This is a genomic window from Pseudonocardia sp. D17, assembly GCF_036984265.1.
Taxonomy (GTDB): Bacteria; Actinomycetota; Actinomycetes; order Mycobacteriales; family Pseudonocardiaceae; genus Pseudonocardia; species Pseudonocardia benzenivorans.
Window position 1 is genome coordinate 60,901 of record NZ_BPRG01000047.1, and the last position, 11,940, is coordinate 72,840.

Sequence of the window (11,940 nt, forward strand, 5' to 3'; positions counted from 1 at the left end):
GGAGACCCATGGCCCGCTCCCCTGCCCGGCTGCTCACCCTCGCCGTCGCAGCCGTCCTCGCGACGACCCTCGCCGCGTGCTCGAGCAGCGAACGCCCCAGCACCGCGGAGCCGGCGCCCGCACCCGCGGGCACCGCGACGTTCCCGGTGACGGTGACGCACGCCTTCGGCGAGACGACGGTCCCGGCCGAGCCGACCCGCGTCGTCACCGTCGGGTTCAACGACGCCGACTTCGCCCTCGCGGTCGGCGTCGTGCCGGTCGGCGTGCGCGACTTCATCGGCGAGTACGACGAGACGCGCCGCCCCTGGGCCCAGGCCGCACTCGGCGGCGCCACCCCGCCGCTGGTCGGCGGCAACGAGGTCGACGTCGAGCGCGTCGCCGCGCTGCGTCCCGACCTGATCCTGGGCATCTACTCGTTCATGGACAGGGCCACCTACGACGCCCTGTCGAAGATCGCGCCGACGGTCGCGCAGCCCGACGCCGCGAACGCCGCGATGGGCTGGCAGGACCAGACCAGGCTGACCGGCAAGGTGCTCGGCCGCAGCGCCCAGGCCGATCGTGTCGTCGCCGACGCCGAGGCACGGTTCGCGAAGGCCCGCGAGGAGCACCCCGAGTTCGCGGGCAAGAACCTGCGGATCGGCTTCGTCGTCGACGGCCAGATCTACTCGCTCGGGAACGACGACCTGCGCACCCAGCTCTTCCAGGGCCTCGGCCTGCGGCTGCCGGCCACGACCGAGACCCTGAGCGCCGAGCGCATCGGCGAGCTGGACTCCGACGCCGTCGTCGTGTTCGGCCAGACGCAGGAGGACCTCGCCGACGACCGGGCGTTCCAGAGCCTGGACGCGGTCAAGGCCGGCCGTGTCGTCTACCTGGGCGGGTACGGCACCGAGGTCGCCGGGGCGCTGGGCTTCGGCAGCCCGCTGAGCCTCCCGACGGCCCTCGACGCCGTCGTCCCGCAGCTCTCGCAGGCCTACCGGGCCTGATCCGCCTCCCGCGGGTGGGCGGTCAGGTACTCGCCCATCCGCGGGAAGTAGTCCACGGCGTCGAGCTCGCGGCCGTCGTCGAGCCGGACCCGGTGGATCAGGACGCCGGGGTTGCGGCCGCGACGCGCGTCGGCACCCGCGGCGACGACGACACCGGTCCCGCGCCGGATGACGATGCGGCCCGGGGTGCCGCCGATGGCGTCGTCGGTCAGCGACGCCGCGAGCACCCGGATCCGCTCCGTGCCGCGGTAGCAGTACGCGTTGGGGTAGGGGTCGACCTGGGCGCGCACGAGGTTGAACACGTCGCGCGGCGGCCAGGTCCAGTCGATGCGGTTCTCCTCGTCGCTACGCCGGTGGAAGTACGACGCGGCCCGGCGGTCCTGCGGCGCGAAGTCGCGCCGGCCCGACGCGATCAGGTCGAGCGCGTCGACGGTGATGGGCCCGAACATCGCGAGCGTGCGGTCGAAGAGGTCGACGACCGTGTCGTCGTCGGTGACGGGCGTCGAGCGCTGCAGGACGATGTCGCCGGCGTCGAAGTCCGCGTCCATCATGTGCGCGGTGACCCCGACCTCGGGCTCGTCGTTGATCAGCGCCCAGTTCAGCGGGGCGAACCCCGCGTACGCCGGCAGCAGCGCGTCGTGCACGTTGAGCGTGCCCAGCCGCGGGATCGAGTAGACCTCCGGCGGCAGCCAGGTGCGCCAGTTGGAGACGACCATGATGTCGGCCTCGGCGGCGGCGATCGCGGTCCTGACCTCCTCGTCGTGCGCGCGGTTGCGCACCAGCACGGGGATGGCGCGGTCGGCGGCGAGCTCGGCGACGGACTCGTTGAAAATCTTCTCGTAGGCCGAGTCGCCGTCGGGGTGGGTGACGATCAGCGGAACCTCGTGGCCCGCCTCCAGCACCGCCTCGATCGTGCGCCGCCCCCACGTCATGTAGCCGAAGGCCACCACCCGCATGCCGAGTCTCCTCACCTCATCTAAGGGAAGGCTAACTAAAGCAGCACCGACGGGCAGAGGCCCATTGGGGTGAGCCGTCCCGCTCCGCGAGGCGGGCCGGGCCCTGGTCGTCGGCCGCGGATCAGGCGTCGAGCAGCGTGCGCGCGAGGTCCTGCCACTGGCCCACGAGCGGGTCGGCGGCCGGGTCGCGGCGGTCGAACGTGTAGGTCATCGCCGCGCCACGCATGCTCGTGAGCAACAGGTCGCGCACCTGCCGGAACCGCGGGTGCGACGCGTACGGCTCGCCCATCATGCGCGCCACCGACGCCCGGATCACCGCACCCAGCCTGCGCTCCTCGGGCAGCAGGGCGTCGGCGATCCCGGGGTTCGACCGCGCGGCCGTCCACAGCTCGAGGGCGGCCCAGAAGTGCGCCTCGTGGTAGGACTCCCACAGCGCCAGCACGACACGGTCGATCCGCTCCGCGCCCTGCGCGCCTGCCTCGACCAGGGCGAGCACCCGCTCCTCGGTGTCGCGCACCCGCTGCGCCGCGATGTGCTGCGCCGCGGCCACGAGCAGCAGGTCGCGCGACGGGAAGTGGTGCAGCAGGCCGCCGCGCGAGACGTCGGCGTCGGCCTGGATCGCCAACGTCGTCGCGCCCGAGTACCCCTCGGCGACCAGGCAGGCGACCGCCGCGTCGAGGATGCGCGCCCGGCTGTCCTCCGAGCGCTGCGCCCGCGTGCGCGGCGGGGCCGGAACGGGAGACGTCACAGGCCCAGCGACCGCCCGATGACTTCCTTCATGATCTCGGTCGTGCCGCCGTAGATCCGGGTGATCCGGGCGTCGGCGAAGGCCCGCGAGATCGGGTACTCGGCCATGTAGCCGTACCCGCCGTGCAGCTGCAGACATTTGTCGACGACGCGCCCCTGCAGCTCGGTGCACCAGTACTTGGCCTTGCTCGCGTCGGCCGCGGTCAGCTCGCCCGCGTCGAGCGCCCGCACGCACGCGTCGACGTAGTGCTGGGCGATGTCGATCTCGGTGTCGAGCTCGGCGAGCACGAACCGCGAGTTCTGGAACGACCCGATGGGCTGGCCGAACGCCTTGCGCTCCTTGACGTAGTCCAACGTCAGGTTCAGGGCGTAGCGGGCCGCGGCGACCGCCGCGTAGCCGATCGAGAGCCGCTCCTGGGGCAGGTTGGAGACCAGCTGCGTGAAGCCCTCGCCCTCGGTCTCGCCCAGCAGGTTCGCCACCGGCACCCGCACGTCGGTGAACGACAGCTCGGCGGTGTCCTGCGCGTGCTGGCCGAGCTTGTCCAGGTTGCGCCCGCGCTCGAAGCCCGCCATCCCGCGCTCGATCACGAGCAGCGACATGCCCTTGTGCCGCTGCGTCGGATCGGTCTTCACCGCCGTGATCACCAGGTCGGCGTTGATCCCGTTGGTGATGAACGTCTTCGCCCCGTTGACGACGTAGTGGTCGCCGTCGCGGACGGCCGTCGTCGTCATCGACGCGAGGTCCGAGCCGATGCCGGGCTCGGTCATCGCGATGGCCGTGATCAGCTCGCCCGACGCGATGCCGGGCAGCCAGCGCGCCCGCTGCTCGTCGTTGCAGTAGGCCATGAAGTAGGGCAGGCAGATGTCGTTGTGCAACGACAGGCCCAGCCCGGCCGCGGCCGCCCCGCACGCCATGAGCTCCTCGTCCATGACGGCGTTGAACCGGAAGTCGCGCACCCCGCCGCCGCCGTACTCCTCCGGGATCTCGATCCCCAGGAAGCCGGACCGCCCGGCGGTCGCGAACAGCTCCCGCGGCACGATCCCGGCCTGCTCCCACTCGTCGTGGTGCGGCACGATCTCGGCCTCGACGAACTTGCGGAACGAGGCGCGGAACGCCTCGTGGTCCTCCTCGAACAGGGTGCGCTTCACCGGTTCGGTCCCCTTCCTAGCGCGGGGCCATCCGGATGGCCCCGTCGAGCCGGATGACCTCGCCGTTGAGCATCGGGTTGGCGACGATGTGCGCGGCCAGCGCACCGTACTCGGCCGGGTCGCCCAGCCGCGACGGGTGCGGGACCTGCGCGCCCAGCGACGTCCTGGCCTCCTCGGGCAGCGACGCGAGCAGCGGGGTGTCGAACAGCCCGGGTGCGATCGTGACGACGCGGATCATCGCCGACGCCAGGTCGCGCGCGATCGGCAGCGTCATGCCGACGACCCCGCCCTTCGACGCCGAGTACGCCGCCTGCCCGATCTGCCCGTCGAACGCCGCGACCGACGCCGTGTTGATGATGACGCCGCGCTCCCCGTCGACCGGGTCGGCCTGCGTCATCCGCTCGGCGGCCAGCCTGATGACGTTGAACGTGCCGATCAGGTTGATCTCGACGACCCGGCTGAACAGGTCGAGCGGGAACGGGCCGCTCTTGCCCACGGTCTTGGCCGCCGGGCCGATGCCCGCACAGTTCACCGCGACGCGCAGCGTGCCCAGCTCGGCCGCGACGTCCAGGGCCGCCGCGACCGCGGCCTCGTCACGCACGTCGGCCGGCGCGAACCGGGCGTCGTCGCCGAGCTTTCCCGCGACCTCCTCGCCCGCCGAACCCGGGAGGTCGAGGAGCACGACCTTCGCGCCGGCGGCGAGCAGCGTCTCGGCCGTGGCGAGGCCGAGACCGGACGCACCGCCGGTGACGAGTGCGACGTTGCCGTTGATGTCCATGGTGGACGGGACCTCCCGGGTCGAACTGTGGCGTCTATGGCAGTGGTGGTACGGGCGGGGCGGTACGGGCGGGGCGCAGGCTCAGAGCAGCTCGACGATGGTCGCGTTGGCCTGGCCGCCACCCTCGCACATGGTCTGCAGCCCGTAGCGGATTCCGTTGTCCCGCATGTGGTGGACCATCGTCGTCATGATCCGGGCACCCGAGGCGCCGAGCGGGTGGCCCAGCGCGATGGCACCGCCGTTGGGGTTGAGCGTCTTGGGGTCGGCGCCGATGTCGGCGAGCCACGCCAGCGGCACCGACGCGAAGGCCTCGTTGACCTCGAACACGCCGATCTGGTCCATCGACAGGCCCGAGCGGGAGAGGGCCTTCTCCGTCGCGGGCATCGGCGCCGTCAGCATGATCACCGGGTCGGCCGCGGCGAGCACCGCGGTGTGGATCCGCGCGATCGGCGTCAGGCCCAGCTCGGCCGCCTTCTCCGACGTCGTCATCAGCAGCGCCGCGGAACCGTCGGAGATCTGCGAGGCGTTGCCCGCGGTGACGACGCCGTCCTCCCGGAACACCGTCTTGAGCGCACCGAGCGTCTCGAGCGTGCCACCGCGGCGGATGCCCTCGTCGGCGGAGACGACGGTGCCGTCGGGTGTGGTGACGGGCGCGATCTGGCCCTCGAAGCGGCCCTCGTCCTGCGCGTGCGCAGCCTTCTCGTGGCTGGCCAGCGAGAACTCGTCGACCTGGGTACGGGAGAAGCCCCACCGCTCGGCGATCATCTCGGCGCCGATGCCCTGGTCGGGGGTGACGCCGCCGTAGCGGGCGTCGAAGTCGGTGCCGAAGGGGCGGGCGCCGTTCGAGGCGGAGCCCATCGGCACCCGGGTCATCGACTCGACCCCGCCGGCCACGACGACGTCGTACTGGCCGGCGATCAGCCCGGCCGCGGCGAAGTGGATCGACTGCTGGCTCGACCCGCACTGCCGGTCGACCGTCACGCCGGGGACGGTCTCCGGCCAGCCCGCCGACAGCACCGCCGTGCGGCCGATGTCGAAGGTCTGCTCGCCGGACTGGGACACACAACCCCAGATCACGTCGTCGACCACGGCCGGGTCGACGCCGCTGCGCTCGGCGAGGCTGCGCAGGACGTGCGCCGAGAGGTCGGCGGGGTGCACGCCCGCGAGCCCTCCCTTGCGCCGCCCGACCGGGGTCCGCACCGCCTCGACGATCACCGCATCGCGCACGTCCGCCTCCTGCTCCTGTCGGCTGCCCGAGTCGACCGATCGGGCCGGGCGGTGCGTCGGCCGCGCCGCCGTGCCCCGACGCTAGCAGCCGAACAGTCAGCGCTGACTGTGACGGCGCTGACTGTGACGGCGCCGACTGTGACGGCGCCGACTCTTCGCGCACCTGCCCGGCCCCACGCCGCCCGGCCACCCGCAACCTCACCGCTCCCCTGCCGGGGTTCAGCAGCAGTGAGTGAGGTTGCGCGCAGGAGCCCGGGCGCAACCTCACGGTCGGCCGAGACGCCCGGCAGGACCGTGAGGTTGCGCGCTGCAGCCCGGCCGCAACCTCACGGTCGGCCGGGCGGCGCAGAAGAGCAGTGCGGTTGCGCGCGAGGGCCTGGGGCCGGCGGCCGGGCGGCCCGGTGTCAGGGCGCGACCGTCGTCTCCGCGAGCTGCTCGAGCAGCGGGACCGAGGCGGCGAGGGTCACCAGGCCCGCGTCGTCGAGTCCCGCGATCCGACGGGCCAGCAGCCCCGTCCCGCGGTGGCGCAACCGCCCCAGCAGGGCGCTGCCGCCCGCGGACAGGCTGACCCGGGTGGCGCGCTGGTCGTCGGGGTCGGGGTCGCGACGGACGAGGTCCAGCTCGCCGAGGCAGTCGACGAGCCGGGTCATCGTCGGCGGGCTGATCCCGATGCGCTCGGCGAGCGCACCGACCCGGAGCGGGCCTGCCGTCTCCAGGATCGACAGCGTCGCGATCCGGGTCGGGGTCAGGCCCGCCTCGTCGTCGGGGGCACGCAGGGCGTGGGTGAGCCGGCTCAGCGCGATGCGCAGCCTGCCCGCGAGCTCGGCGACGTCGTCGGAGACCCCGACGACGTCGGCGCCCGCGGCGACCGGCGTCATTGCCGGTGCGGTGGCCACGACGTGCCTCAGCCCGCGGTGGCCGGCGTGGCGCCGAGCCGCAGGTCGAGGTGGGCGGGACCGTCACCGGCGAGGTCGACGCGCTGGGCCGTCGGACCGCCGAAGGACGCGGTCACGGTGTAGCTGCCCGGGTGCAGTCCCTCCACGCAGTACTCGCCCTGGGGGCCGCTCACGGTCGCGGCCACCACGTCACCGTGCGCGTCGGTCAGTGTGACCGTCGCGCCGGGCAGCGGCGTGCCGTTCGGGCCGGTGACGACGCCGCCTAGCCGGGTCAGCGCGTCGGCCAGCTCGAGCTCGACGACCGCGGGGGCGCCGAGTCCGACCCGGACCGTCGCAGCACGGGGACGGCGGCCGGGCAGGCTCGCGGTCAGCGTGGTCTCCCCCGACGGCAGGCCGGCGAGGGCGAACGACCCGTCGGGGGCGGTCTCGGCCCGCCCGACGACGCGGCCCGCCGCGTCCGTGGCCAGCACCGTCGCCGCCAACCCGGCGAGCACGGGACGCACGACGCCCTGGACGGCTCCCCCGCCCTGCAGGCTGAAGTCACGCTCGACGCCGGTGCCGTTGAGCGTCACCGCGGCGGCGTCGGCCTGGAAGCCGGGGGCCGTCGCGACGACGGTGTAGGTGCCGGGGGCCAGCCCGCGTAGCGAGTAGCTGCCGTCGGGTCCCACGAGCGCGCGGCCGACCTGGCTGCCGTCGCCCGCCGTCACGACGACGACGCCGTCGTCGATCTCGGTGCCGTAGGCCGCCAGCACCCGGCCGACGACCTCCCCGGCCGGGACGGGTCCCCGCGAGCGGGGTTGCGACTCGTCGACGAGCTCGCTGAGCCCGCCGGCCTCGCCCGCGACCGCGGCCAGCTCCGCGCCCACCGTCTCGCGCGGCGCGTCCTGCGAGTGCCGGGCCTCGGCCACCGGGCGCCTGCCGGTGAGGAACGACGCCACCGCGGCGACGAGGCAGGCGATGACCGCGAACAGGAACGCGGCCGCGAGGCCGTCGGAGAACGGCTGCGAGATGAGGTTCGGGAAGAAGCTGCGCCCGGTCAGGAACGACGCCTGGTCGGCCGGGATCTGGCCGAGGACGCCGCCGAGCAGCTGCTGGATCGGGTTGTAGCCGAGGAACGCGGCGAACAGCACGCCGACGGGCGGCAGGTCGGCGATCCGGGACGCGTCGGCCGCCGGGACGCCGTGCTGGAGCAGCCCCGACTCCATGACCCCGGGCAGGTTCGTCGCCAGGCCCGCGATCATCAGGCTGAAGAACAGCCCGATGGACAGCACCATCGCGGAGTTCTGGAACGTGGCGGTCATCCCGGCGCCGGCGCCGCGGGACCCCGCGGGCAGGCTGTTCATGATCTCGGCCCGGTTGGGCGAGGCGAACAGTCCCATGCCGATGCCGTTGACCAGCAGCAGCGCCGCGAAGGCCCAGTAGTCGAAGTCGACGGGCAGCATCTCCAGCAGCAGGAACGTCGCGGCCGAGACGACCATGCCGCCGCTGGTGAACCACCGGGTGCCGAGGCGGTCGGACAGGACGCCCGACAGCGGCGCGGCGACGAGGAAGCCGATCGTCAGCGGCAGCATGTAGATGCCCGCCCACAGCGGCGTCTGCTCGAAGCTGTAGCCGTGCTGGGGCAGCCAGATGCCCTGCAGCCAGATGATCAGCATGAACTGCAGGCCGCCGCGGCCGAGCGAGGCGAGGAGGTTCGCGATGTTGCCGAGGGTGAACGGACGGTTCCGGAACAGCGACAGCTCGAACAGGGGCACCGCGACCTTCGTCTCGATGACCCCGAACGCGATCAGCACGACGACGCCGCCGATGACGCAGGACAGCACGAGCGGGCTGGTCCAGCCCATCGTGTGGCCGCCGTAGGGCTGGATGCCGTAGGTGATGCCGACGAGGACGGCGATGAGGCCGACCGCGAACGTCGCGTTGCCCCACCAGTCCATCTTGGCGCGCTTGCGGATGCCGGTGTCGCGCAGCTTGATGTAGGCCCAGATCGTGCCGAACACGCCGAACGGCACGGACACCAGGAAGACGAGGTGCCAGTTCACCGGGCCGAGCAGGCCGCCGATGACCAGGCCGAGGAACGAGCCTGCGATCGCGGCGACGCCGCTGATGCCCAGCGCCATGCCGCGCTGGCGGACGGGGAACGCGTCGGTGAGGATCGCGCTCGAGTTCGCCATCAGGAACGCGCCGCCGACACCCTGGACGACACGCCAGACGATCAGCCAGATCGCCGCGGCGTCACCGTGCTGCCACGTGATCGCGAGGAAGATCGAGGAGACCGTGAAGACGGCGAAGCCGAGGTTGTACATCTTGGCCCGGCCGTACATGTCCCCGAGCCGGCCGAACCCGACGACCAGTACCGCGGTGACGACCAGGAAGCCCATGATCATCCACAGCAGGTAGCTGGTGTTGCCGGGTCCGAGGGGGTCGATCCCGATCCCTCGGAAGATGTCGGGGAGCGCGATGAGGACGATCGAGGAGTTGATCGTCGCCATGAGCAGGCCGAGCGTCGTGTTCGAGAGCGCTATCCACTTGTAGCGCGGATCGGGCTCGGCCTCCCCGGCGATCGGGTCCGCCTCCCGCACCGTCGACTGTGCAGGCGCCACGTGCACCACCGTTCCTACGTCAATCGTCGTGAAATTTAGTTGCTTTACACTAAGAGAAATTGCATCAGCGCACGATGCGATTCGTCCGCTTCGGCCGGTGGCCCCCCTCACAGATGGCGCGCGGTCCAGGTAGCGGTCATGGTCGACGGTCGCCGCGACGGTTCTGTCGGGGGCCGTCGCTACCGTCCCGGGGCATGGAGCGAACCGAGACCCCACCGGTGATGGAGCGCATCACCGCGGCCGTCGAGCGGTCCCGCCGGGGCGACGTCGAGGCGGCCGCCGCGGAGTTCGACGCGCTGTGGGCCGAGCTCGCCGACCCGGCCGGGGACCCGTTCCACCGGTGCGTGCTCGCGCACTACGCGGCCGACGTGCAGCCCGACCCGCACGCGGAGCTGATGTGGGACCGGCGGGCGCTCGCCGCGGCGGCGGAGGCGACCGACGCGAGCGCACAGGCCCACCATCCGTCGCTGCGTATCGCGGGGTTCTACCCGTCGCTGCACCTCAACCTGGCCGACGTGCTGCGCCGCCTCGGCGACGCGGCCGGGGCCCGCGACCACGTCGCGGCCGCCCGGGCGCGGATGGGCGATCTGCCCGACGACGAGGCGACCGCCGGCTACGCCGAGACCATCCGCACCGCGCTCGACCGCGTGGAGCGCGACCTCGACGCGGCGGGCTGAGCCGGGGCCGGCCCGCGGCCGGCGGGAGCACCTCGGCGGACGCACCGCGGCGGGCCGGGTCCGGCCGCCCGCGGCGGCCGGTGCCGGAACGGACGACGCGGATCGGAACGCCGGTCAGAACCAGGCGTCCCGCATCTCCACCGTCGTCCGGTCGGCGCTCGCGAGCAGGTCGAGCCACGGCCCGGTGCGGGGCAGCTCGTGGCGCAGGAAGAAGCGGGCCGCGGCCCGCTTGCCCTGCGCGAGGTCGTCGGTCCGGTCGCCGACGGCCAGCAGCTGCTCCAGCCACAGCCAGCCGACGACGACGTGCCCGACCGCCTCGAGGTAGACCGACGCGTTCGCCAGCGTCACCTCGAGGTCGCCGACCGCCCACAGCGTCGCGGTCACCGCCACGATCCGGGCGACCGCCGCGTCGAGGGCTCCGGCGAACTCGGCGGCGAGACCGTCGGCCCGGGCGGCCCGGCCGGTCGTGGCCGCGATCGTCTCGGCGAGCAGGGCCAGGCCTGCCCCGCCCTGCATGACGGCCTTGCGCCCCAGCAGGTCGATCGCCTGGATCCCGTGCGTGCCCTCGTGGATGGCGTTGAGCCGGTTGTCGCGGTAGAGCTGCTCGACGTCGTACTCGCGGGTGTAGCCGTAGCCGCCGTGCACCTGGATGGCGAGGTCGTTGGCGGCGAGGCACCACTGCGCCGGCCAGCTCTTGGCGACCGGGGTGAGCATCTCGAGCAGCAGGTGGGCACGCTCGCGGTCGGCGGGGTCGTCGGCGGTCTGCTCCTCGTCGAGCAGCCGCGCGCAGTAGAGCACCAGCGCGAGGGCGCCCTCGACGTAGCTCTTCGACGCGAGCAGCATCCGCTTCACGTCGGCATGGGCGATGATCGGGACCTGCGGTGCGGCGGGGTCCTTCGCCGCGACCGGCCGGCCCTGCGGCCGCGAGCGGGCGTAGTCGAGGGCGTGCAGGTAGCCGGCGTAGCCGAGCGCCGTCGCGCCCGCGCCGACGCCGACCCGCGCCTCGTTCATCATGTGGAACATCTGCGCGAGCCCGCGGTTCTGCTCGCCGACCAGGTACCCGACGGCACCCGCTCGCCCGCCCGGGGTGTGCCGGCCCTCGCCGAAGTTCAGCAGCGTGTTGACCGTCCCGCGGTAGCCCATCTTGTGGTTCAACCCGGCGAGGACGACGTCGTTGCGCTCGCCGATCGACCCGTCGGGCGCGACGAGGAAGCGCGGCACGACGAACAGCGAGATGCCCTTGACGCCGGGGGGCGAACCGGGGACGCGGGCGAGCACGAGGTGGACGATGTTCTCCGACAGCTCGTGGTCGCCCCCGGAGATCCACATCTTGGTACCGGTGAGCCGGTAGGTCCCGTCGGGCTGCGGCTCGGCGCGGGTCGTCACGTCGGAGAGCGACGACCCGGCCTGCGGCTCGGACAGGCACATCGTGCCCATGAAGCGGCCCTCGACGATCGGCCGCACCCACGTGTCGATCTGCTCGGGGGACCCGTGGGCGAGCAGCAGGTTCGCGTTCGCAACCGACAGGAACGGGTATGCGGCGGTGCCGACGTTCGCCGCGTGCAGCCACAGGAAGCACGCCTGGGCGACGGTGTGCGGCAGCTGCATCCCACCGACGGCCTCGTCCATCGTCGCCCCGATCATGCCGGTGTCGGCGAGCACCCGCAGCGCCGCGCCGACCTCGTCGGGCAGGTGGACGCGTTCGCCGTCGAACTCGGGCTCGCGGCTGTCGGAGATCTTGCGGTGCGGGGCGAAGTGCTCGGTCGCGACGTCGTGGGCGAGGTCGAGGACCGCCGCGAAGGTGTCGCGGTCGTGGGCGGCGAACCGCGGCCGCGCGGTCAGCTTCTCGACCTGCAGCCAGTCGTGGAGCAGGAAGTCGAGGTCCGGACGCGAGAGCAGCAGCGAGGGCACGCCCACACCGTGC

At 72.9% G+C, this 11,940-nt stretch carries 10 protein-coding genes; 2 read left to right on the forward strand and 8 right to left on the reverse strand.

Annotation, left to right across the window (positions count from 1 at the left end):
* The first annotated feature begins 8 nt into the window (after nt 1-8).
* Nucleotides 9-983 (forward strand): iron-siderophore ABC transporter substrate-binding protein, encoded by a 975-nt coding sequence (locus PSD17_RS09615; protein WP_339122417.1) that lies wholly within the window; start codon nt 9-11, stop codon nt 981-983.
* On the opposite strand, the gene PSD17_RS09620 is transcribed toward PSD17_RS09615, so the two are convergent.
* The 7 genes from PSD17_RS09620 to PSD17_RS09650 all read right to left on the reverse strand — a co-directional run bounded on the left by PSD17_RS09620 (nt 971) and on the right by PSD17_RS09650 (nt 9,345).
* Nucleotides 971-1,939 carry a methionyl-tRNA formyltransferase gene (locus PSD17_RS09620; RefSeq protein WP_013676078.1) on the reverse strand — a complete coding sequence of 323 codons (969 nt, stop codon included), beginning with the start codon at nt 1,937-1,939 and terminating at the stop codon, nt 971-973. The genes PSD17_RS09615 and PSD17_RS09620 overlap by 13 nt on opposite strands.
* Nucleotides 1,940-2,060: 121 nt before the next feature.
* Entirely contained in the window at nt 2,061-2,687 is a 627-nt protein-coding gene (locus PSD17_RS09625) for a TetR/AcrR family transcriptional regulator (RefSeq protein ID WP_013676079.1), read from the reverse strand.
* Nucleotides 2,684-3,835, reverse strand: coding sequence for an acyl-CoA dehydrogenase family protein (locus PSD17_RS09630; protein WP_013676080.1), 1,152 nt, complete (start codon nt 3,833-3,835; stop codon nt 2,684-2,686). The genes PSD17_RS09625 and PSD17_RS09630 overlap by 4 nt, the downstream gene beginning before the upstream one ends.
* A 16-nt stretch (nt 3,836-3,851) precedes the next feature.
* A complete protein-coding gene (locus PSD17_RS09635) occupies nt 3,852-4,613 on the reverse strand; it encodes a 3-hydroxyacyl-CoA dehydrogenase (protein ID WP_013676081.1) in 762 nt (253 codons plus the stop codon).
* A gap of 81 nt (nt 4,614-4,694) precedes the next feature.
* Entirely contained in the window at nt 4,695-5,840 is a 1,146-nt protein-coding gene (locus PSD17_RS09640; protein WP_013676082.1) for a thiolase family protein, read from the reverse strand.
* 404 nt (nt 5,841-6,244) lie between these two features.
* Complete coding sequence (locus PSD17_RS09645) at nt 6,245-6,718, reverse strand: MarR family winged helix-turn-helix transcriptional regulator (protein ID WP_049803453.1); 474 nt, start codon at nt 6,716-6,718, stop codon at nt 6,245-6,247.
* 26 nt (nt 6,719-6,744) lie between these two features.
* Nucleotides 6,745-9,345 carry an MFS transporter gene (locus PSD17_RS09650; protein WP_445261002.1) on the reverse strand — a complete coding sequence of 867 codons (2,601 nt, stop codon included), beginning with the start codon at nt 9,343-9,345 and terminating at the stop codon, nt 6,745-6,747.
* 188 nt (nt 9,346-9,533) lie between these two features.
* Between PSD17_RS09650 and PSD17_RS09655 the strand changes: the two genes are divergently transcribed.
* A complete protein-coding gene (locus PSD17_RS09655) occupies nt 9,534-10,016 on the forward strand; it encodes a hypothetical protein (RefSeq protein ID WP_041759899.1) in 483 nt (160 codons plus the stop codon).
* Nucleotides 10,017-10,130: 114 nt separating this feature from the next.
* Here PSD17_RS09655 and PSD17_RS09660 read toward each other — a convergent pair whose 3' ends face one another.
* Nucleotides 10,131-11,927 carry an acyl-CoA dehydrogenase gene (locus PSD17_RS09660; RefSeq protein ID WP_339122418.1) on the reverse strand — a complete coding sequence of 599 codons (1,797 nt, stop codon included), beginning with the start codon at nt 11,925-11,927 and terminating at the stop codon, nt 10,131-10,133.
* Between the last annotated feature and the right edge of the window lie 13 nt (nt 11,928-11,940).